Origin of the sequence: Marinomonas gallaica, from assembly GCF_001639745.1 — a bacterium.
Lineage (GTDB): Bacteria > Pseudomonadota > Gammaproteobacteria > Pseudomonadales > Marinomonadaceae > Marinomonas > Marinomonas gallaica.
Map to the genome: position 1 here is coordinate 1 of NZ_LTAX01000011.1, position 20908 is coordinate 20908.

At 45.1% G+C, this 20908-nt stretch carries 22 protein-coding genes; 11 read left to right on the forward strand and 11 right to left on the reverse strand.

Annotation, left to right across the window (positions count from 1 at the left end):
* Positions 1 to 121: 121 nt before the first annotated feature.
* From AYW76_RS11435 to AYW76_RS11450, 4 genes are all read right to left on the reverse strand, one after another.
* Positions 122 to 388, reverse strand: coding sequence for a DUF5062 family protein (locus AYW76_RS11435; RefSeq protein WP_067038806.1), 267 nt, complete (start codon positions 386 to 388; stop codon positions 122 to 124).
* 86 nt (positions 389 to 474) lie between these two features.
* A complete protein-coding gene (locus AYW76_RS11440; RefSeq protein ID WP_067220068.1) occupies positions 475 to 1227 on the reverse strand; it encodes a MipA/OmpV family protein in 753 nt (250 codons plus the stop codon).
* 155 nt (positions 1228 to 1382) lie between these two features.
* Positions 1383 to 1556, reverse strand: coding sequence for a DUF1328 domain-containing protein (locus AYW76_RS11445; protein WP_067038801.1), 174 nt, complete (start codon positions 1554 to 1556; stop codon positions 1383 to 1385).
* 198 nt (positions 1557 to 1754) lie between these two features.
* A complete protein-coding gene (locus AYW76_RS11450; RefSeq protein ID WP_067220071.1) occupies positions 1755 to 2102 on the reverse strand; it encodes a hypothetical protein in 348 nt (115 codons plus the stop codon).
* Between the two features lie 188 nt (positions 2103 to 2290).
* Here AYW76_RS11450 and AYW76_RS11455 point away from each other — a divergent pair, with 188 nt between their 5' ends.
* Positions 2291 to 2809 carry a hypothetical protein gene (locus AYW76_RS11455; RefSeq protein WP_067220073.1) on the forward strand — a complete coding sequence of 173 codons (519 nt, stop codon included), beginning with the start codon at positions 2291 to 2293 and terminating at the stop codon, positions 2807 to 2809.
* A 15-nt stretch (positions 2810 to 2824) separates the two neighbouring features.
* Here AYW76_RS11455 and guaD read toward each other — a convergent pair whose 3' ends face one another.
* The 4 genes from guaD to dbpA form a co-directional block, all read right to left on the reverse strand.
* Positions 2825 to 4132 carry a guanine deaminase gene (guaD, locus tag AYW76_RS11460; protein ID WP_067220076.1) on the reverse strand — a complete coding sequence of 436 codons (1308 nt, stop codon included), beginning with the start codon at positions 4130 to 4132 and terminating at the stop codon, positions 2825 to 2827.
* 103 nt (positions 4133 to 4235) lie between these two features.
* On the reverse strand, positions 4236 to 5522 hold the full coding sequence (locus tag AYW76_RS11465; RefSeq protein WP_067220080.1) for a glycerate kinase type-2 family protein: 1287 nt from the start codon (positions 5520 to 5522) through the stop codon (positions 4236 to 4238).
* Positions 5523 to 5588: 66 nt separating this feature from the next.
* Positions 5589 to 5942, reverse strand: a complete 354-nt coding sequence (locus tag AYW76_RS11470) for a VanZ family protein (protein WP_231872602.1) — start codon at positions 5940 to 5942, stop codon at positions 5589 to 5591.
* Positions 5943 to 5962: 20 nt separating this feature from the next.
* On the reverse strand, positions 5963 to 7330 hold the full coding sequence (gene dbpA, locus AYW76_RS11475) for an ATP-dependent RNA helicase DbpA (RefSeq protein WP_067220087.1): 1368 nt from the start codon (positions 7328 to 7330) through the stop codon (positions 5963 to 5965).
* 122 nt (positions 7331 to 7452) lie between these two features.
* On the opposite strand from dbpA, the gene AYW76_RS11480 reads away from it, so the two are divergent.
* The 5 genes from AYW76_RS11480 to AYW76_RS11500 all read left to right on the forward strand — a co-directional run bounded on the left by AYW76_RS11480 (position 7453) and on the right by AYW76_RS11500 (position 12868).
* Positions 7453 to 8034, forward strand: coding sequence for an ACP phosphodiesterase (locus AYW76_RS11480; RefSeq protein ID WP_067220090.1), 582 nt, complete (start codon positions 7453 to 7455; stop codon positions 8032 to 8034).
* A gap of 310 nt (positions 8035 to 8344) precedes the next feature.
* A complete protein-coding gene (gene ylqF / locus AYW76_RS11485; protein WP_067038785.1) occupies positions 8345 to 9334 on the forward strand; it encodes a ribosome biogenesis GTPase YlqF in 990 nt (329 codons plus the stop codon).
* 11 nt (positions 9335 to 9345) lie between these two features.
* Positions 9346 to 9726: a YacL family protein gene (locus AYW76_RS11490; RefSeq protein ID WP_067038783.1), complete on the forward strand. Its 381-nt coding sequence runs from the start codon at positions 9346 to 9348 to the stop codon at positions 9724 to 9726.
* Between the two features lie 66 nt (positions 9727 to 9792).
* Positions 9793 to 10383: a hypothetical protein gene (locus AYW76_RS11495; protein ID WP_067038781.1), complete on the forward strand. Its 591-nt coding sequence runs from the start codon at positions 9793 to 9795 to the stop codon at positions 10381 to 10383.
* A 127-nt stretch (positions 10384 to 10510) separates the two neighbouring features.
* Positions 10511 to 12868 carry a fatty acid cis/trans isomerase gene (locus tag AYW76_RS11500; RefSeq protein ID WP_067220094.1) on the forward strand — a complete coding sequence of 786 codons (2358 nt, stop codon included), beginning with the start codon at positions 10511 to 10513 and terminating at the stop codon, positions 12866 to 12868.
* A gap of 67 nt (positions 12869 to 12935) precedes the next feature.
* Here AYW76_RS11500 and AYW76_RS11505 read toward each other — a convergent pair whose 3' ends face one another.
* On the reverse strand, positions 12936 to 13655 hold the full coding sequence (locus AYW76_RS11505; protein WP_067220097.1) for a 3-deoxy-D-manno-octulosonic acid kinase: 720 nt from the start codon (positions 13653 to 13655) through the stop codon (positions 12936 to 12938).
* Between the two features lie 103 nt (positions 13656 to 13758).
* Here AYW76_RS11505 and AYW76_RS11510 point away from each other — a divergent pair, with 103 nt between their 5' ends.
* Positions 13759 to 14775: a glycosyltransferase family 9 protein gene (locus tag AYW76_RS11510; protein WP_067220101.1), complete on the forward strand. Its 1017-nt coding sequence runs from the start codon at positions 13759 to 13761 to the stop codon at positions 14773 to 14775.
* On the opposite strand, the gene AYW76_RS11515 is transcribed toward AYW76_RS11510, so the two are convergent.
* Entirely contained in the window at positions 14767 to 15726 is a 960-nt protein-coding gene (locus tag AYW76_RS11515) for a methylenetetrahydrofolate reductase (RefSeq protein WP_067038773.1), read from the reverse strand. The genes AYW76_RS11510 and AYW76_RS11515 overlap by 9 nt on opposite strands.
* A gap of 156 nt (positions 15727 to 15882) precedes the next feature.
* Here AYW76_RS11515 and AYW76_RS11520 point away from each other — a divergent pair, with 156 nt between their 5' ends.
* The 4 genes from AYW76_RS11520 (at position 15883) to ppnP (ending at position 19137) form a co-directional block, all read left to right on the forward strand.
* Positions 15883 to 16431, forward strand: a complete 549-nt coding sequence (locus AYW76_RS11520) for a DUF1285 domain-containing protein (RefSeq protein WP_067220104.1) — start codon at positions 15883 to 15885, stop codon at positions 16429 to 16431.
* Positions 16432 to 16499: 68 nt separating this feature from the next.
* The gene (locus AYW76_RS11525) at positions 16500 to 17834 is read left to right on the forward strand and encodes a DEAD/DEAH box helicase (RefSeq protein WP_331709453.1); all 1335 of its coding nucleotides are present in this window, start codon (positions 16500 to 16502) and stop codon (positions 17832 to 17834) included.
* 59 nt (positions 17835 to 17893) lie between these two features.
* Positions 17894 to 18790 (forward strand): transcriptional regulator GcvA, encoded by an 897-nt coding sequence (gcvA, locus tag AYW76_RS11530; RefSeq protein WP_306455688.1) that lies wholly within the window; start codon positions 17894 to 17896, stop codon positions 18788 to 18790.
* A gap of 62 nt (positions 18791 to 18852) precedes the next feature.
* Positions 18853 to 19137, forward strand: coding sequence for a pyrimidine/purine nucleoside phosphorylase (ppnP, locus tag AYW76_RS11535; protein ID WP_067220288.1), 285 nt, complete (start codon positions 18853 to 18855; stop codon positions 19135 to 19137).
* A gap of 73 nt (positions 19138 to 19210) precedes the next feature.
* Here ppnP and AYW76_RS11540 read toward each other — a convergent pair whose 3' ends face one another.
* The gene (locus AYW76_RS11540; RefSeq protein ID WP_067220110.1) at positions 19211 to 20860 is read right to left on the reverse strand and encodes a lytic transglycosylase; all 1650 of its coding nucleotides are present in this window, start codon (positions 20858 to 20860) and stop codon (positions 19211 to 19213) included.
* Positions 20861 to 20908 lie beyond the last annotated feature (48 nt).

A 20908-nucleotide genomic window follows, 5' to 3' on the forward strand; every position in this document is an offset into this window, starting at 1 on the left:
GGCCCCGCATGGTAAAGCAATCAAAGACGAGGTATCCAGTATCTCGTAATGCTGTTTCGCTTAAGTGAACAGCATTAGCCTTTAATCGCCCATTTTTTTGCTTTGTATAATGTGAAGTGATCTAACCTGTGGCTTTAAGAGGGTGATCTTCTGGCAGCATTTTGTCGATCCAAATAGCCAGCTTGTGTTTCATGCTTGGTAGGTCTTCTTTATCGGGTGGTAAAGCGACCACAAGTTTATCTTGCACCAGCAAACGATACAGCGATTCTACTTTTTTATTAGCCGATGTTTGTGCAGAGAAAGCTGCGTAACCACGATTCTGTGCGTAGGTTTCGCCTACTTGCATGGCTTTTTTAATGAGTTGAGCTTCATTCTTCAGTTTTTTCATAAGCACCTCAGTTATGGCGTTCTTAGCAGTCTAAAGCAAAAGTCGTTTATGCAACACAGCAATGTCATGACAATTCATTGATTCTATTAAAATTTATAAGCGACTGTTAAGCTCCCGCCCCACATATCAGAGCGCTCTACAATAGAGCTGTCTTTAATGCCGCTGCCCAAATTAGTGTAGCCAACATTGGTGATGGTTTGCCAATGATCGCCTAACGGAAAGATATGCGTTAATGCTAGTCGGCTTATGACCGTATCATCACCTTCGTAGGCAGCAAATCCATTGCTAGACTCTTGCTGGCTTACGCCATAGTAATAGTCGACAAGTTTGTCAGATTGATAGCCAACTACAAATGCAGGAATAAACATACCCAGTTGAGTTTTAAAGGATTTGGACAATTTCACTTTCGCTTCATAGCCTTGATGCTTGTCACTGATGTCTGTTGCAAGACTGGAGTCAATATTGAGGGATGATAAAGACGTTGACCATTTTAGGGTTAATTCCGTTGCGTTGTCGCGCTCTCGAAAATTTCGCAATGCATTATTGTCATCAACATCGATCGGAGAGTGGCGCAAAGTAACTAAAGCACTGATTTTATTGCGCTCATTGAGCGGTTGGGTAAACCCTATACCACCTGTACTAACGCTGAATTTTTCGTATGCTAGATTAATGTAAGGTAAAATTTTCTTACGATCGTCTTCGCCGACAACATGGCTTTGCTGCCATAACCCTGTCGCGCCTAATGATGCATTCCATTCAGTAGCGTAGCCATTTGCAGTGAAAGTGAGCAACACCGCCGGTGTGAGAGATAATAGTCCGAAGCGCTTGCGTAAAGTCATATCCATTGCCTTGCTATTTGAATTTATAAGTCACTCTATCCTACGTGAATGTGCTTGATCAAAAGTGACAAATAAAGCGTTAATTAAAAAAGCCCATGATTTGAAAAAATCATGGGCTTTTTAGTGTGCGATTTAGCAGTTCTACAATAGTGGTTCTACAAGGGCTTTTTGCCTCTTACAACATGCAGTACCGCAGATACGATCATCAAGATCAAGAACACAAAGAATAAAATTTTAGCGATACCGATACTAGCACCGGCAATAGAAGTGAAACCCAGTGCGCCTGCAATCAATGCCACAATTAAAAATAATAACGACCAGCCTAACATAATCCTTTCTCCTGTAAGTGTGTGCGTTTTTGTCTAGAACATTTTCAGAATAGAGCAGCTAAAAAAGAATTAAGCGCAAGAAACATGTTATGAATGGGGATAAAAAAACATTACTGTAAAGAAAGTGTACAATTTGACTGTGAGTTCATAATGTTGTGTTTGAAGATAAAACTTCCGTCATGAAATGGCGCAAATTAATTATTGCGCTCTGAGTCGATCCCCCCATTTTCCCTCATGAGTGCGTAGACAGGCCGCTTCATTATCAAGAAAAAGATGCTTATCAATGTCCTTTAGCGATATGCCCATATCTTTAAAACGAGTGAGCAGATCGTGTTTAAGGCCATTAAAATGGGAACTGCTCAAAAAGGCCTGTTCTGTTTCATCATCGGTAAAGATACAGACTATTTTTAAGCTCTGGGGGAAACGCTTAAAATCAACTAAATGAGTAATCCATTCAAAGCCCATTTTTAGTTCAAGTAACTCATCACATACTTCAGTGAGACTGTTACGAATGTCATTTTCGATCTTTTTATCTGTTTTACGCATGTTTTAGCCTCTGTTAAAGAATTTAATTGTCGCTGTGTCTAAATCGTTGTTTTTATGGAATGGTCTGTAAATACTAATTATATATGATGTGTCTCCTAGGTTGGCTTATACCTTGAAAGTTGAGAAGTCGTTAAACTCATCTAATATAGATATAAAGAGATCAGTGTTGACCTTCGGTAGGAGTAAGTATGTTAGAAGTCACTCAAGGTCATAGTAGTGAACATGAGAAAATTAGGTTGGAGCACGAGGCAGCCAAGTTATTTATGCGCTGGTATGAAACCAACACTCATAAGCCTATCCGTCATATTTGGCATAATCAACCTATGCGGCCAGATGTGTCATGTGTACTTGAAGGTGAAAAGCTGGATTTGGAAATCGCGCATCTTTATGGTTCGGAAGCAGAAGCGATGGCCATTCTAGGTCGAGACTTAACCGATCAAACAAAGCGTGAGCTTCATTCGCTTGACCAAGAGGTGGATGAACGCTTGCTCAAAGCGCTGAATCGAATATTGGAGAATAAAGCGGGTAAGCGCTACAGCTCGGACCGAACTTGGTTGGTCATTCGTAACGCGCACCCTCAATGGACCAAGGCCGATATTAAAGGTCTGATCGGCCATATCTCTGTGCCAGAAAATCATCCGTTTGAAAAAATTTGGATGGTCGGTGATATGGAAGGCAAAACAGGGATAGTGAGACTCTATCCCTAGCGTTGCCTAATGTGATTATTCCTCTCTACGGTGAACACACTTGCCCATTGAATAAGTGGCCTTCACGACGCGATCATCAGCCAAAATCATCAATGCAAACAAGGTGTCGGCAATCTCTTTAGAACGCGCCAAGCGGGTTTTGATTAACGGTGTAGCAGTTTTGTCTAGTATCACAAAGTCTGCTTCTGTGCCGACCGCCAAATTACCTACCTTATGTTCCAGTCTTAGTGCTTTGGCACCTCCTAGAGTGGCTAAATAGAAAGACTTTATTGGATCTAAGTTCTGTCCCTGTAGCTGAATGACTTTGTAGGCTTCGTTGAGCGTTTTGAACATAGAGAAGCTTGTCCCGCCACCCACATCGGTACCCATGCCGACATTCAGTTTATGAAACTCAGCCTTGGATAAATCGAATAATCCGCTACCAAGGAATAAGTTGGATGTTGGACAAAATGCAACGGCCGACCCGGTTTCACTCAGGCGTTGATATTCATGGTCACAAAGGTGAATGCCATGAGCAAAAACGGAGCGTTCACTCAGAAGCTGATGTTGGTCGTATACATCTAAATAGTGTTTCGACTCTGGGAAGAGTGCCTGTACCCATTCACACTCTTGCATGTTTTCCGACAAGTGGGTGTGTAAGTAAAGATTATCGTATTCGGTGAGTAGTTTTCCTGCGGCGGACAGCTGTTCTGATGTTGAAGTCGGGGCAAAGCGAGGTGTAACAGCGTAATGTAAGCGACCTTTCTCATGCCATGTCTCGATCAATGCTTTGGAGTCTTGATAGCTGCTTTCAGGTGTATCCGTTAGGTCATCCGGTGCATGACGGTCCATCATGACTTTTCCGCAGATCATGCGCAGATCGAGCGACTCTGTTGCTTCAAAAAATGCATCAACTGATTGTTTATGTACCGTACCAAATACCAATGCCGTCGTTGTACCGTTACGTAGGAGCTCTTTTAAGAAACGGTCTGCTACGTCACGGGCATACTCTTTGTCTGAAAATTTACTCTCTTCAGGGAAGGTGTAGTGATTTAACCAATCTAATAGCTGTTCCCCGTACGAAGCAATCATGTCGCTTTGCGGGTAATGAATGTGCGTATCGATAAAGCCTGGAATGATCAAAGCCTCAGGATGATGCTCAATGTCCATAGAATTGGGCAGCTCAAGAAGGATTTCCGAGGCATGTCCAAGAGCACTGATGATGCCATCAGTTACGACTAGAATACCATCTGGATAATATTCAAAGGCCTTCTCAGAGCCAACGTCAGTAGGGTTTTCGATGCAGTGGAGGATAGCAGATCGCCATGCTTTGATGTATGCCATGAGGCCTCGATGATAGATGTAAATGAATGGTTAAAACTTTGACCGATCGTTTATACACAATCGATGAACCAACTTCAAATGCTTGGTGCGTGGTATTGCAGTGCTACTCAGGCAGAGAATCGATGAAGATAGCGCGAAAGTCGTTCACGTTGGTGAGAGTCGGTCCTGTTATCACAGATTGGCCTATTTTTTCAAAAAAGCTATGTGCATCGTTATTGGCTAAGTAGTTTGAAGCGTTGATGCCTTTGCTGATGGCGTCGTCTAGAGAATGCTCCGTAATCATGGCGCCAGCGATCTCTGCACCGCCATCAACACCATCTGTGTCGCAGGCAATGGCTGAAATACCAGGCTGCCCCTGTAACTCAATGGCAAGGGATAAAAGGAACTCAACATTTCGACCACCAACGCCATCCCCTTTAATGGTGACAGTCGTCTCGCCTCCGGACAATAACAGACAAGGTGACTTGATGGGTTGGCCAAAGGTACGTACCTGGCGAGTGATGCCGGCCATGACTTTGCCTACTTCTTTGGCTTCTCCCTCGATGCTGTCCCCTAAAATCATGCTGTGAATGCCCAATTCTTTGGCACGCTTTGCCGCAGCTTCTAACGCCATTTGGGGGGTGGCGATGAGCTTAGTAACGGTGTTTTTGATGCGCGGATCGTTGGGCTTGATGCTTTCGTAGGCGCTTTGTTCGAGCTTTTGACGTACGGCTTTAGAAATGTCGATTTGATATTTATCGATAACAGCTAATGCGTCTAGGCAGGTGGTGTGGTCGGCTACCGTTGGCCCTGAGGCAATCGATGACAAATCGTCTCCTGGGACATCGGATATTAATAAAGTGGTGACTTTTGCGGGAAAGCAAGCAGCGGCTAAACGACCTCCTTTAATTTGTGACAGGTGGCGACGCACCGTATTCATTTCTATGATGTTTGCACCACTTTTAAGCAGCGCAGAGTTAATTGTCTGTTTATCGGATAAACTGATTTCATCGTAGGGAAGAGGTAACAGGGCAGATCCACCGCCAGAAATGAGCACGACAACTTGATCGGCCTCGGTTAAATTGGCGACCCTTTGGAGGATATCTTGAGCGGCAGTTAAGCCGTTTGCATCCGGCACAGGGTGGGCGGCTTCCACAATGTCGATATGCTGACACGGTACAGCGTAGCCATAACGAGTCACGACTAAACCGCTGACTTCGCCTCCTGTCCAGTTTTGTTCAAAGGCTTGCGCCATGGCGGCGGACGCTTTACCGGCGCCAATGACAATGGTTTTGCCTTTTACTGGGCATGGCATATGCCTTGGAACACACCGATGAGGTTGTGCCACATCCAATGCGGCTTCAAACAGTGAATGCAATAACTGCGTGTGGGCGGTTGTAGAGCTGGTCATTGTAAATCTCCCTCTGTAAGCATTGGTCAAGCATGACTAGTGTGTGCCTGAACATACAAAGTAAGACTATGCAGTATTTGTACCACGCTTTTTAACATGGCGGATAACGAGGTGTAATAATGAAGCCAAAGCAACGCCTGCGGTATCGGCCCAGAAGTCGTTCCATTCTCCATGACGGTGAACAAAGGGCTGTATGAGTTCGATGGCGCCACCTAGGGCAATGATGATGGATGCGAAGACAAAATAACGGAGGCTCGAACCCCATGCACAGAGGCTTGCCCAGAAAGCGAAGCCCAGTACATGGTGTAATTTATCCGAACCGGGTGGTGTCGCGATCTCTGAAACCGGTAACAGTGTTGCTAATAATACCGTTGCTGCACCTACAGTAAAACCAAGGTATTGAGTGCGCGCGCTGTACAACCATTGACACCAAGCCATAATTAACGAAGGACGCGAGATTTAATGGTGCGGCCCTTAATTTTTTTATCGGAAAGGGATTTCACAATTTGTCGGGCTTGGCCTTTTTCAACCGCTACATAGGCCTGAAAGTCAAAGATATCAATTTTCCCGACAGCACTTTTCTCAAGGCCGAGGCCTGCGGTTAAAGCGCCTAGAATGTCGCCAGCGCGTAGTTTGTTTTTCTTGCCTGCATCGAACAAAATAGTCGCCACTTCAGGCTGTAATTGATAGCTGCTTGGGCATGTTTTCAAGTCTAAAAACTCGGGTTCAATATTAAAACGTGTTGCGATGTCAGCCAATTTCCGATCATCTCGGTCGGTAATAAAGCTAACGGCGATACCTTCAGCACCAGCGCGACCCGTACGACCGATTCGGTGTGTATGCACATCCGTATCACGTGTTGTGTCGTAGTTAATAATCAAATCGATTTCTTTTACGTCGATACCACGAGCGGCGACATCGGTAGCGACTAATACTGAACAGCTTTTGTTAGAAAAGCGCACCAACACTTGGTCACGTTGCTTTTGTTCAAAATCACCATGAATGGCTAAAGCACTGATGTCATGATCGACTAGCCACTCGGCAACGTCGTCACATTCTACTTTTGTGTTACAGAATACAATGACCTGAGTCGGCTCAAAATGCGCTAAGGTGTCCAGTAGACGATTAGGTTTTTCTGGGTTGTTTGCGCGAACAAAGTATTGATCAATGTTTGGGCGCGTTTCTTCTGCGACTTCTACTTTCACGAAACGAGGCTGACGTTGGAACTCATTACTAATACTAGCGATGTTGTCACTGTACGTGGCAGAGAAGAGCAATGTTTGACGAGATTTAGGAGTCATCTCAACAATGTCTCGAATACTATCGATAAAGCCCATGTCTAACATGCGGTCGGCTTCATCAAGTACGAGATTATTCACGCCACTTAGGTCTAAATGGCCTTTGCGCAAATGTTCCATAATGCGTCCAGGAGTACCGACTACAATATGAGCACCGTGTTCTAAGGAAGCGATTTGTGGCCCAAACGGCATGCCGCCGCAAAGTGTTAGTACTTTAATGTTTTCTAAATAACGTGCCACTTTGCGAATTTCTTTGGCAACTTGGTCGGCTAATTCACGTGTTGGACACATCACTAGACTTTGGCAACCAAAGTAGCGCGGGTTCAATTGCATCACCAAGCCGATCGCAAAGGCCAGCGTTTTACCACTACCTGTTTGTGCTTGTGCGATCACGTCTTTGCCATCTAGCACGTCAGGCAGAGCTTGCTCTTGGATAGGGGTAAAGGAGTGAATGCCCATATCCGCTAAAAGCTGGATAAGTTTTGGTGGTAGTGTTTCAGAAAGCTGCATGGGTGTTGGTGCGTTCAAGAGATGATCCAATTGATTAAAATTTGTTGCAGTCTAGCAAATTTTATTGATCGTCACTATTTATAGGTTGCAAGTATGCTGATTAAAATTTGTAAGAGTTTGTTGTGAATTACGTTGCTCATCTCCATTTAGCCAAGATTACCCAAACTTCCTATGCCGGAAGCCTGTTAGGGGATTTTCCGTGGCAGCCAGACCCTAGTGCGCCAAAGCTATTGCAAGGTTGGCGTTTGCATCAAGCCGTTGACACGTTTGTTGACGCACACACTGAATCCGATCGCTTTAAATCTATGCCAAGGCAAGGCCGTCGACGTTTTGCTGGAATCGTACAAGATATTGCGATGGACTATTGGCTGATTCGCCATTGGGCGGATTATGACGTACAGCCGTTTGATGCGTTTGCTTCAGAGGCCGTATTGGCTCTGATCGCCGATAAGGCCTATTGCCCTGAGCGTTTGCAACGCATGATTACGTCATTAGAAGACTATAATTGGCTAAAAGAGCTGGGCACTTACGAGGGAGTCGAGCGGGCAATCCATTCGATTCAGAAGCGCTGGACATTGGGGCATTATTTGGCCCCCTTTATTGATGAATTGGATGTGCTGCTAGAGCAAGCTCATGTGCCGTTTAATCGGTTGTATCCTGATGTTATTAACGAAGCACAAAAAAGGGTTTTAGAGGGGATTTGAAAAAGAAAAGCCGCAGCGAAAAGACGCTGCGGCTTAAGGGGCGATAGCCCGATCGAGAGAACACCCAGAGAGAGCTTCAAGCGCCTAAACACCTGATGTTTCTGGATGTTTTGCAGTATAGGGGGGGAGCGATTTTAGTGTTTTGACGCAGGTCAGCTTTAGGGGTCGATAGGATTTAAAAGGCTTTTCTGCTTTGACTTGCACTCGAATGGTTTGTTTTTAAAGTTCGGTACGGAGTTTTTGCCGTAGTGCACTAAACTTTGTGGTAGACTGCGCGCCAATTTTTGAATCGTAACAAAGAGGTGAGAACGTGAGCGTTCAATGGTTCCCTGGGCACATGAATAAGGCTCGACGAGAAATCGAAGAGGTCATGACCCAAGTAGACCTGGTCATCGAAGTTTTGGATGCACGTATACCAGACTCGAGCCAAAACCCAATGTTAACCACATTGCGTGGCGATGTGCCGGTTTTACGTTTGTTGAATAAAAAAGACTTAGCCGATCGTAGTCGCGTCGACCTATGGTTAGAGCACTGGCGTGAAGCGGACCAAATCACTGCTTATCCATTTAGTACGCAGGATAAAGCCGACTTAGCAAAACTGTCAGGTTGGGTGCAAAAGCTTGTGCCGCACCGTGGTTCGGCGGAAAAGCCGATTCGTGCCATGATTGCAGGCATTCCCAATGTCGGAAAGTCCAGTTTAATGAATGCTTTGCTGGGTAAGCGTGTTGCTAAAGTGGGTAATGAGCCTGCTGTGACAAAAGCGCAGCAGAAGTTGCGTGTCAGCGATGGTTTTCAAATCTTAGACACTCCGGGTATTTTGTGGCCAAAAATTGAAAACCCTGATGCCAGCTATCGTCTTGCGGTGACTGGAGCGGTGCGTGATACCGCGATTGACTATGAAGATGTAGCCATTGTTGGCCTGAATTTCTTCATATCCGATTACTCTGATGCCATGATGGCCCGCTACAAGCTTAAATCTCCGCCTGTTGACGCTGTCGAGACGTTGAAAATCATTGGTTCTAAGCGTGGTGCGTTGCGTTCCGGCGGCAAAGTCGACATGCATAAAGCAGCCGAAGTATTTCTTGTCGATGTTCGAAGCGGCGCTATCGGCCCCTATGTTATGGAGACGCCTGACATGGTGGCGCAAGAATGGGTCAAAGTTGAGCAAGTGAAGGCGGCGAAAGAAGCGGCTCGTAAAGCACGTCTTGCGGCCGCCGTGCCACAGCGACAGCAACAAAAAAATGTGGAATACCGTCAAGATAAACATGACAGTGCGCCAGTTAGCGATGATAAAGGGTGAGGTATTGCTCTATGGATTATGAAATAGCATTTGATCAAGAAGAAGGCGCATACCGCGTGATCGCGGAAATAGAGTTTGCCGCCATTGCTGAATGGGTCAGCGAGTACCTAAAAGATAAAGAAGCGGTGCAGCGTGTATGGCAGGCCGCTTCGTTAGCTGAAAAGGATAACGAAATTACTGAGTTTCAACATGGCATTTTTCATGTGCTGATCAGTCCAGAAGGCGTCGCTGTTAAGCGTCGTGTGGATATGAGCCAAGCTGAAGACGAAATCAAAGCGATGTTTGATACTCAGAGTGGTTTCTTTCAAGCGTCAAATGATGGTGTTGAATCCGAGTGCGGGTTAGATGATCTAATTGATTTGATTGAAAATTGGCATGATTTTCAGCAATGAGTTGTCCCTTTGTTAGCCAAGGTTTAAACTAGCCACTGTTTTTAATGATGTCCTTTAGGAGCCATTATGCTCATCGAATTGGAAAAAGCCCGAACGCGTAAGAATGTCGTACGTATCTTTCGCGAAGAAATCGACGGACCAGATAATTGGACTGACGGTTTTATTATTGCGGCAAACGAAGAAATGGTACTGATGCAGTTAGTGGACGACGGCGTTCACCTGAATGGGTATCAAGTTCTATTTTTGGAAGACATTAGCGATTTTATGCATCCTGCACCGTTTAATGATTTCCAAAAGCGTGTCCTAGAGCTACGTGGGGAAGACATTGAAGATCCTGAAGTTGAGCTTGAGGACTTGGCTGTTTTGCTAATGGATGTCAGTGAAGAATACGGTTTAGTGACACTTCATCGTGAGGAAGTCGATCCAGATGGCTGTGAAATCGGTCGCGTGGTTCGTGCAGACTCAACGACGTTTGAATTGGAAGAAATTGGTTCCGATGCGCGTTGGTTTGATGAGACTTACGAATATGACCTATATGACATTACTCGTATCGAATTCGGTAGCTCCTATGAGGATGCCTTGTTACTGGCCAACGAAGACATGGGCGAAGACGCTTATGAATTGGTTGAGTTTGATGACGAAGAAGAAACAAAATAACGCTTTCTTGTTAAGGCGTTAATTAAAAGGGGGAAGTTCGCTTCCCTTTTTTTGTTTTTGTACAGAGGGTAAACCAAATGTTTTGTTTAAACGTAAAGAAAATTTAAGAACGAGTTAGGATGAGTGGATGAAGTTGATTTCGAGATGGTCTTTAGTGCTGTTATTAGTCGTATTGTCTGGTTGTGCCGTCTATGCGACCAATAATCTAGATGACGTGTTTGGTCCTGCTGATATTGAAAACCGTCAGGTAACGGCTAAGGCTATTCCGGATAATTTTTACCAAGATCAAGTTAAGCCGATTCTTGAAAGCCGTTGTATTAATTGCCACGCCTGTTATGACGCTCCTTGTCAAATTAAATTGACGGCGTTCAGTGGCATTGAACGTGGCGGCAGCAAAGAAAGGGTCTATGAAGGTGACCGTCTTCTTGCTCTAAAGCCTACACGGTTGTTTGAAGATGCTCGAACAACTGAAGAGTGGCGCGAGAAAGGATTTTACCCCATCTTAAATGAACGAGAGCAAAGCCCCGCAGCCAATTTGCAGGGCAGTGTAATGTATCGAGCCATTGCATTACGTCGTCAACAAGGTGCCTTCCAAACTGATGTCCTGCCTGCTGATGAGTACGACTTCTCCTTAAATCGTGACCAAGTTTGTCCAGCGGTTGAAGAGTATTCCAACTTCGAACAATCGCATCCCACATGGGGCATGCCTTATGGCTTGCCTGAGTTAAATGATCGCGAATATGACATACTAACAACATGGCTAGCAAAAGGTGCGCTGATGAATGCCACTGCTAATGTTCCTGTAAGCGTGTCTCAGCAAGTGCAGACGTGGGAAAGTCGCTTTAACGGCGACTCAATGAAAGAGCAGTTGGTTAATCGTTATATTTTTGAGCACATCTATCTTTACAGTTTGTATTTTGATGATGAAGCGCGTTATACGTTCAAATTAATTCGCTCAAGTACGCCTCCTGGAGAACCTATAAAGCGTATTAGCACTCGACGTCCTTATGAAGATCCCAGCGTGGACAGAGTGTACTACCGACTTTGGTTGGACCCAGAGAGTCGTGTACAGAAAACCTTTATTCCGATGCATCTGGATGAGGCTCGTTATAAACGTTGGTCTGCTTGGTTCTACGGCGAAAAATATGACGTGACTGAACTTCCAGGTTATGACGTTGAAATTGCCAGCAATCCATTTAAGGCGTTTGAGCAAATCCCAGCAAACAGTCGTTATCGGTTTTTGTTAGATCATGCGCAAAATACCATTATGGCCTTTATCAAAGGGCCTGTCTGTCGAGGTCAGGTCGCCGTTAACGTAATCAATGAGCAGTTCTGGGTTTATTTTGTTGATCCAGAGTTCGAATTACATAACATCGGTAGTGACTTCTTACGACAAAATGCGACATCGCTGGGCCTGCCTGCTTCGCTAAGCAATAATGTGCTGCCGATTTCAACCTGGATTAAATACTCAGAAAAGCAGAAGGATTATCTTTCTTCAAAAGCGCAACTGATTGATAACATGGGTCAAGAAGGGATGGAGTTCACCACATCAATGATTTGGGACGGTGAAGGACGGAACCCTAATGCTGCGCTGACCGTGATGCGTCATTTTGATAATGCTACGGTAGAAAAAGGTTTGGTAGGACCTTCGCCTAAGACAGCATGGGTGATTGATTATCCACTGCTAGAGCGTATTCACTATCTATTGGTGGCGGGTTTTGATGTCTTCGGTAACGTTGGGCATCAGTTAGTGACACGCCTCTATATGGATTTTCTCCGTATGGAAGGCGAGATGAATTTCTTGATGTTCTTGCCACGAGATGAGCGCGCCGCGGTTCGAGAATACTGGTATCGCGATGCCGATCAGACAATCAAAGATTATATTTTCAGTGACTTATTGAAAATTGATGTGGCGTCAGCGGTCGATTATCAAACCGATCACCATAACGAAGAGTTGTTTGCTTTAATCAAAGAGCGTTTAGCTCCGGTATTAAGTCGTCGGCACGAATTGTCCCAGTCCGCGTTAAGCGCTGATTCTCAAGAAATGTTACTGAGCTTACAAGCATTGCAAGGAAAAAGTGCGTCCGTGTTTCCAGAGCTTGCAATGTTGATGATTACACGAGGCGATCAGCCAGCGGAATTGGCAACCATTATTCATAATCGAGCCCATTCAAGTATCACCAGTTTGTTGGATGAAGAATCGACTCTTTTACCAGAGGAAGACACGTTAATCGTAGCGCGAGGTATTGTTGGAGATTATCCAAATGTGTTGTTAAAAATGCGTGAGCAAGACATACCAACTTTTGTTGGGATGGTTAAAGAACTTCGCTCGGAAAAGGACTATGCAGAGTTGTTGAATCAATTTGGTGTACGCCGAACCAGCAGTGAATTTTGGGCGACCAGCGATGAAATTGCGCGTTTAAATAAAGCGATGAAGCCTTTGTCGAGCGGCATCTTAGATTACAATCGCTTAGAAAATCGCTAACGTTAAGTAGTGTGATGAATAATGAAAAAAGCTTTGTTGGTTGCCCAGCAAAGCTTTTTTCATTTTATTAAGACTGGCTATTATGATACCCGTCTAATAAATGTTGCCAAGCTTGAGTTGAGAACTCGAAGCGATTGAGTTTGTTTAGTTCTTTTTCAAATGAGCGGTGTAAGCGCTCTAGGTTGTCTTTTTTCCAGCGGCCTTGATTGCTCTTTATCGCGCATTTATCAAAATCGATCAGCCATACCTTTTTATCCTGATCAAGCATGATGTTGTGACAGTTCAGGTCACTGTGATAGACGTTTTTATCATGGAAGCGTTTGATGGTGCGACCAATTTGGCGCCAAGTGTCCATGCTTAAAGTGTGTTGTTGTAATATCTCAAATAAGTCTTGGGCTTTAGGGATCACTTTTGTAAGCAGCCACGCTTGGTAAAACACGCCTTCTCTGCGCACCATCCCGGCAATAGGTGTCGGAGTAGGGAGGTCAAATTGCTGCAGCGTTTCCAGCAAAGCGAGTTCCTTAAAGGCGCGAGTTTGCTCCATTGGCTGAGCTAAGAATTTAAATTTATTAAACTTTGCGATCAGTCCACCGCGCCGATACTGGCGCAAAACAGCTGCGCCTTGCGGAGTGTCTAAAAACCAAACGGTACCACGCCCTGTTGCAGTATGGGTAAGTTTGCCTTGTGCTTGCCAGTACTCGGGTTGGAACCAATCCTTGGTGACCCCTTTGTAATTGGGGCTGATAAAAACAATGTCGCTACTTGCGGTCGGGTGAATGCTTGGCATGTAAATAATCTAAAAAAATGAATGAGATGACGCAATAAAAGCGTCATTTTGAGCACGGCTATTTTATAATAGTTCTCATATATAAGCAGCCCCAGAGGAACAAATGGATCAGACAATTCAGAATATCGCTGTGGTACGCCTCTCAGCACTTGGGGATGTTTGTCATGCTATGGCGGTGGTCGCCGCGCTTCAAAAGCGTTATCCCAAAGCTAGGATTACTTGGATTACAGGTCCCCTGGAAGCGCAGCTGGTGCGTTTGTTACCTAATATTGACGTGCGAGTATACGAAAAACGATCTGGTATAAAAGGCATGCTTGCTTTACGTCGGTCTTTGGTGACGACTAAGTTTGATGTATTGCTGCATATGCAATGGTCTCTAAGAGCCAGTTTGTTAACGAAAATGCTAAAAGCGACCCGAAAAATAGGCTTTCATAAAGCCTATTCCCGTGAAAAACAGCATTGGTTTGTCAATGAATTTGGTGTTGTGCCTCGTTCTCCTCATGTGTTGGACTCATTCTTAACGTTAACAGCTAAGTTAGATGTTCATGAGGTTACGTTACCTTTGCCACTGACGTTAGCTAAGCAGCCTGCGGCTTTGAAAAGTCCTTATGTCGTGATTAACCCAAGCGCCTCCAAAGCGGAACGTAATTGGACGCTAGATGGCTATAAATCAGTGATCGATTGGTTGCAAGAGCAAGGGATACAAGTGGTTTTGACCGGAGGCCCTAGTGATTCAGAAAAAAGGCTAGCGCAATCCTTGCTGCAAGAGGGTGTAGTGAATCTAGTTGGGCGAACCTCATTACCGCAAATGTTGAGGGTGTTGGCTGATGCGGAGTGTGTTGTCAGCCCGGATACTGGGCCTGCTCATATGGCAACGTTGGTTGGTACAACCGTGATTGGTTTGTATGCGCATTCTAATCCCATGCGCACTGGCCCCTATAATGATTTAGATAAGGTCGTCAGTGTGTACGAATCCTGCGCAGAGAAAGAATACGGTAAGCCTGTAGGGGAGTTGCCTTGGGCGTCAAGAGTGCATGATCCTAACGCTATGACGCTGATTGCAGCCGAGCAGGTCATAGCTCAACTGCAACAAGTGATCAAACCTTCTAATTTAGGCTAGATTTTGTTCCGCAAGCTTAAGGTCTAGTGTGGCCTTAAGTAGCTTGTAAAGGTTGATGGACGCGTCGATTTCTTCCTTGCGGTTGGTCAAACTTTCGATGTTTAGACCTAGCGGAATACCGAGAGGTAATGCCACTTCAATGATCTGCTCTAATGCCGAGCGACAGATCTTGATCGACTCATCTAATGGTAACTCGGCATCCAAAATACGGTGCTTCGTTGCGTCAGGCACTGAAATGCCTAGCCATTCCATAAACTCTAATGTCTTGATGCTACCGCAAGGCGTAAAGGTCAGAATCACCCGCTTTGGTTCTTCGCCGTTGTCACGACAAGTGCGAGCGTATTGGCTTAGCATATCAACAGTTGCTTGCGGGTTGTAGACCGCTTGAGAAACAAAGAAATCACAACCGGCAACGGTTTTGTTGATCAATCGAGTATGCTCATTGCCTTTCGCTGCATGACGCTCTGCAATCGTAACGCCACCCAAATTGAAGTCATGTTGGCTGTTGGCCAATGTTTCGTAGGCCTTCGCAAGAGGTAATACGATTTGACCGTCTGATGAGGGGGCGCCGACCAAAACGATGTCACGAATACCGTACTCATCCCAAGCAGAATCTAGCCACTGATTAAACTCTTCAGTGCTACGAGATGACACGCTTTTGTAGGTAATCACAGGCTTAATAGCAAGTGTTTGTAAGCGCTTCGACCAATCTAAAGGATTGTGAGTTTCCATGTATGGAAATGGACGCGGCTTTGAAATGCGGCTGCTCTCGTCTTGGATGTCGTATACGATTAAGCCATCTACTTCAATTTGGCCTAGGCGGTCCAAAAGTTTTTGGCCGATTTGGTTAAGCTGTTCATCGTCGTTGATTGTATTTTTCGGCGGTGTTGTGCCGATAAAATAAACCCCACGATTTGGGTCTTGAAATTTTCGTGCTAATTCAGTCGTCATTGGGGGCTCTTTTTAAAATAGTTATATCAGCTATGCTGTAAGTGAAGTCTCTATGCTGTGTAGTGTAACAGTGAATCTAATTCAAGATCTCTTTTGGACGTTGAATTATATTGTAGTTAAATTGAATTTCGTTAATCTGCTGTCTAGGAATGTTTCATGCCCCCTATCAATTTAGACCCAATAACATTGGAAGACGGATACCCTCCCGTGGACAAGTGGCATCCAGAGTACTGCGGTACGATGGATATGGTTATTAAAGCTAATGGCGAATGGGTGCATGAAGGCCAAGTGATCAAGCGCGATAAAATGGTGACCTTATTTAGTCGTATTTTATGGCGAGAAGGTGAGGATTACTTTCTTGTTACCCCGTCTGAAAAGGTTCAAATAGAGGTAGAAGATGCACCGTTTCAGGTCGTTCGTTATGAAGAAAGTGTTGATGAACACGGTCAGCCAGTATGTTGTTTTTATACAAAGACAAATGATGTATTAACCCTTGGTGTGGATGCTGATGTGGCATTGTTTGAATACGATGATGCGCTTTTGCCTTATGTGTCTGTTCGGCATGGTATGTGGGCAAGTTTTCATCGTAATGTGTTTTACCAGCTAGTTGAGCAAGCGTCGGTGGTAAATGATGGCGATACTCAGTTAGTACAATTGATAAGCGCTGGTAAGGCTTACACGATTGGAACTTTTCACGAAATGTAGCGTATTTGTGGTGTCCGAAAAGAGGCCGCCTACGCTATAATGCGCATCCGAAAAATTACTTTTATAAGGTGAAGCGATTGTTATTTTCTGAGTTTGATTTAGATAGCCGATTAATAAACTCTTTTAGTCACTTTGGCTATGAGCACGCCACAGAAATTCAAGCGCGTGCAATTCCAGAGGCGATGACGGGTAAAGACTTGTTGGCATCATCGAAGACTGGCTCAGGTAAAACACTGGCTTACCTGTTACCTGCAATTCAGCGATTATATACGCGTCGAGCACTGGTTAACCGTGATCCGCGAGTGTTGATTCTTGTGCCAACGCGTGAGTTAGCAAAACAGGTGTTTGCTACCTTGCGCACTTTAATCGCAGGCACTCGTTACAGCTCAATCTTGGTGTTGGGTGGTGAAAACTTTAACGACCAGCACAAAAACTTTCAAAAAGACCCTCATTTTGTGGTCGCTACGCCGGGCCGTATGGCCGACCATCTAAAGCAGCGCAATGTCTTTTTAGAAGGTTTGGAAATGCTTATTTTAGATGAAGCGGATCGTATGCTAGACCTTGGCTTTGCCGCAGATCTTCGTGCGATTAATAACGCTGCTAACCATCGTCGTCGTCAGACTTTGTTTTTCTCTGCCACATTGGAAGACACTGAAGTAAATGAAATGGCTCAAGAGTTACTACGCGAGCCTGTTCGTGTGGCGGTTGGACATGGTCAAGATGAGCATTTAGACATTAAACAGCATGTTTACTTGTGTGATCACCTAGATCATAAGCAGGCCTTGCTGCATCACTTTTTTGATACTCTGACTATAAAACAAGCGATCGTGTTTACTGCAACCAAGCAAGATACCGTCCGTTTAGCGGAGCTTTTGAGCACGTGGGGTTTGACAACGGGCAGCTTAAACGGCGATATGAGCCAAAGTGGTCGTTCTAAAGTGATGGACGATTTTTCCCGTGGCAAGTTTAATGTCTTAGTCAGTACCGATTTAGCGTCGCGTGGCCTAGATATTGCTAGTGTTTCTCATGTGTTTAACTTCGATATACCAAAGCCTGCAGAAGAATTTGTGCATCGAACAGGGCGAACAGGGCGAGCAGGCTTTAAGGGAGATGCGATTTCTCTAGTCGGCCCCAAAGACTGGTTTAACTTTAAAGAAGTAGAAGAGTACTTGAAGCGTACGTTGCCAACGTCGACGATAGAAGGGTTGGAGCCAACGTTTACGGGTATTACGCAAAAGCGCGCACCTCAGAAAGATGCTAAACCGAAAGCTTCCATTAAGAAAAAAGCACCGAAAACCCAGAAGAAGCCGACGTCTCGTAAGAAAGCTGTGTTTCATGAGAACGATCAGCAAGGCTTTGAACCGTTTCGTTTACCTAAAAAACAAATGGATCAAGATGGTTGATGGTATTTAAACGCTTGTTTTAGCCCCTTTGTATTTATCTGGGTCTTATAAAATTCGGAGTGTCAGCTATTAACAGATTACCGCCTTTAAACTCGCTAAAATGCTTTGAGTCCGCAGCTCGTCATGGAAGTTTCAACAAGGCGGCGCAAGAGCTTAATGTCACGCCTTCAGCAATCAGCCATCAAATTAAAGGCTTAGAAGGTTTTCTAGGCATTGAATTGTTTCGTCGCACAAAGCGCAAGGTGGTGTTGACCGAAGCGGGCGAAAGCTACATTAAACCGATTAAGAAGATCTTCCAGCAGCTTGAGCAGGCGACGGCTGACCTGAAAAGTGCTCAACATGCTGGCTCACTGAAGCTTGCTGTTGCACCCTCTTTTCTCACACGTTGGCTAATGCCACGCATGGAGCGGTTTCAAAATCGTTATCCTGACATTGAAATCGAAATTCGTTCCTCCATGGGTTTGATTGATTTCTCATTGGGTGAGATTGATATGGCGGTTTACTTTGGTAATGGTGAATGGGATGGCATAGAAGCGCACTATTTGCGGCCAATCCGGCTGGCGCCTGTGTGTTCGCCTAAGCTAATTAAGCCGAACCAACCGATCAAGGTCCCAGAAGACATGCGTTTTTACCCATTGCTGCATGTGAGCAAACGTGGCGACGAGTGGAATGATTGGCTGCAGCAAAATGGTCTAGATCCGAAAGTATTTCGTCGTGGCTTGATGTTTTCAAGTGGCTCGTTAACCGCAGGTGCAGCAGCGCAAGGGTTAGGCATTGCTTTAGCAGACATTAGCTTGGTCATGCCGGAAGTGGATTCTGGGCAGTTGCAGGTGTTATTTGATAAACATTTAGAGACGAATCGCTCTTTTTACTTAGTGTTTGAAAAGAATCGCGCATTAAGCCCAGCCATGGTCGCGTTTAAAGAATGGATTATCGAAGAAATGAATGCAGGCTGATGTAGTCAGCCATTTTAAAGTGGGCTAGCAAGCTAGCCATGTTTGATCACAGTGAGTGTTTTATGTCTCTACAAGTAAATAGCTATTTTGATGATGCGGTGAAATCGATTGCGTTAGAAAACGCAGAAGGCACGTCTACCGTTGGTGTAATGAACATTGGTGAATACGAGTTTGGTACTTCTCAACGCGAATACATGAGTGTTGTTTCTGGTTCCTTAACGGTCCTTTTGCCGGATGCGACTGAGTGGAAGACGTATGCTAAAGGTGAAACTTTCATTGTTGAAGCTAACCAAAAATTCGGCGTTAAAGTAGCAGAAGTTACCGCTTACTTATGCCGTTACGAGTGATCTTTAAGCAATTCTAAGCATTAAAAAAGAGGCCCATTATCATGGGCCTCTTTTTTTTGTCATCGAAAAGGTTTTAGCCACCGACTACGTTTACCAGTAAGGTTACCTTATCACCTGGTTGAACGTATTTCTGACCACCCACTTTCGGGTTCCATTTACGGATATCACCCACGCTCACCTTAAACTTATTTGCCACAACGGCTAATGAGTCACCAGAGCGAATGGTATAAATCACGCGTTTTACGACAGAACGAGCGCCGCGCTGGCTCGTTTTGCCCGCTTCAGGTTTCATCCAGACGGCGAGTTTTTTGCCTGGGATAAGAGGGTCGCCAAGTCCCATACTGTTCCAGCGTGCCAGCGTTTTTGTATCGGTATTATACTTTTGTGCAATACTCCACAGGCTGTCTCCACTCTCAACGGTGTAGTTGACCTTGACGCGGTTAGAGCTTGGCGCACGAGACTGCTTTGACAGTAAGCGTTGATGGGAGCTTAATGTATAGCTGGCGGCGCTTTTGCCTGCTACAGGAATCATAAGTTGCTGCCCAACACGAATCAAAGATGTATCAATTTTATTGATGTCCTTTAAAACGTCCACAGTCGTATTGTGACTACGGGCTACGCCGCCTAAGTTGTCGCCTGCTTGGACGGTATAACGAATCCATGTGACACGCTCTTTTGGCGGTAGTTTCGCCAATTTGGTACGGAAGGCATCTGCGGAATCAATGGGTACCAATAGCTTATGGGGCCCATCTGGTGAAGTTGCCCACTGGTTAAAGGCTGGGTTCAGCAAATAAATTTCATCGATACTTACGCCTGCCATGTCAGCCGCTTGAGCAAGGTCGATTTGGCCGCCAATATTCACTTCATCAAAGTAAGGTTCATTAGCAATAAAATGTGTCTTATAGTCGTAAGCATCAGGGTCTTTCATGATTTTAGCTAATGCCAGTAGCTTGGGCACGTAAGCACGTGTTTCCGCTGGCAAATCTAGATTCCAAAAGTCCGTCGGTTTACCGGCTTTCTTGTTGCGGCGAATCGCGCGCATGACGGTGCCTTCACCTGAGTTGTATGACGCCAGTGCATGCAACCAGTCACCATCAAACATCTTGTTTAGGCGAGTTAAGTAAGCAACGGCCGCTTGAGTAGACAGTTGAATATCACGTCGGCCATCTAACCACCAAGTCTGCTCTAGGCCGTAGATATGGCCGGTTGATGGGATAAATTGCCACGGGCCGGAGGCGCGTCCATGGCTGTAGCCAAATGGGTCGAAGCCACTTTCGACAATAGGCAATAAGGCAATTTCAAGCGGGATGCCAGCTTCTTCTAACTGCTCAACAATGTAGAACATGTAGCGTTCACCACGCTTAGACACGCGATCTAAGTAGGATTTGTGTGTACTGTACCAGCGTAGTTGCGATTTCAGGCGTGGCTGATCAACGTCTAGGTTAAGTTGGTAACCTGAGCGTATGCGATCCCATATATCTTCTGGCGGTAAATTGGCATCGATATCAACTTGGTTGTCGATGACTTTGGCAATTTTTGCGTCGTCCGAGCGAACAGGTTTGACCGTATCGATGAAGTCGATTTCGTTTGCATCGGCTTCTGGGGCACCAATGGCCTTATTCTCAGCATCGATGTCGGCAATATCCGCAGGTGTATGGGTCAAGGATTGACAGCCCGTTAGGATACTGCCCGCCATAAGGGCGATGAGTATGTTTTTAGTCATTCTGCTCACATTTTATATAAATTTGCCTGCATTCTAATGATTGGCTTT

Bases quoted from the DNA above. Each gene is read 5' to 3' on its own strand.
- AYW76_RS11435 (WP_067038806.1), bottom strand. From the start codon at position 388: ATGAAAAAACTGAAGAATGAAGCTCAACTCATTAAAAAAGCCATGCAA.
- AYW76_RS11440 (WP_067220068.1), bottom strand. From the start codon at position 1,227: ATGACTTTACGCAAGCGCTTCGGACTATTATCTCTCACACCGGCGGTG.
- AYW76_RS11445 (WP_067038801.1), bottom strand. From the start codon at position 1,556: ATGTTAGGCTGGTCGTTATTATTTTTAATTGTGGCATTGATTGCAGGC.
- AYW76_RS11450 (WP_067220071.1), bottom strand. From the start codon at position 2,102: ATGCGTAAAACAGATAAAAAGATCGAAAATGACATTCGTAACAGTCTC.
- AYW76_RS11455 (WP_067220073.1), top strand. From the start codon at position 2,291: ATGTTAGAAGTCACTCAAGGTCATAGTAGTGAACATGAGAAAATTAGG.
- guaD (WP_067220076.1), bottom strand. From the start codon at position 4,132: ATGGCATACATCAAAGCATGGCGATCTGCTATCCTCCACTGCATCGAA.
- AYW76_RS11465 (WP_067220080.1), bottom strand. From the start codon at position 5,522: ATGACCAGCTCTACAACCGCCCACACGCAGTTATTGCATTCACTGTTT.
- dbpA (WP_067220087.1), bottom strand. From the start codon at position 7,330: ATGCAGCTTTCTGAAACACTACCACCAAAACTTATCCAGCTTTTAGCG.
- AYW76_RS11490 (WP_067038783.1), top strand. From the start codon at position 9,346: ATGGATTATGAAATAGCATTTGATCAAGAAGAAGGCGCATACCGCGTG.
- AYW76_RS11495 (WP_067038781.1), top strand. From the start codon at position 9,793: ATGCTCATCGAATTGGAAAAAGCCCGAACGCGTAAGAATGTCGTACGT.
- AYW76_RS11500 (WP_067220094.1), top strand. From the start codon at position 10,511: ATGAAGTTGATTTCGAGATGGTCTTTAGTGCTGTTATTAGTCGTATTG.
- AYW76_RS11505 (WP_067220097.1), bottom strand. From the start codon at position 13,655: ATGCCAAGCATTCACCCGACCGCAAGTAGCGACATTGTTTTTATCAGC.
- AYW76_RS11510 (WP_067220101.1), top strand. From the start codon at position 13,759: ATGGATCAGACAATTCAGAATATCGCTGTGGTACGCCTCTCAGCACTT.
- AYW76_RS11515 (WP_067038773.1), bottom strand. From the start codon at position 15,726: ATGACGACTGAATTAGCACGAAAATTTCAAGACCCAAATCGTGGGGTT.
- AYW76_RS11520 (WP_067220104.1), top strand. From the start codon at position 15,883: ATGCCCCCTATCAATTTAGACCCAATAACATTGGAAGACGGATACCCT.
- ppnP (WP_067220288.1), top strand. From the start codon at position 18,853: ATGTCTCTACAAGTAAATAGCTATTTTGATGATGCGGTGAAATCGATT.
- AYW76_RS11540 (WP_067220110.1), bottom strand. From the start codon at position 20,860: ATGACTAAAAACATACTCATCGCCCTTATGGCGGGCAGTATCCTAACG.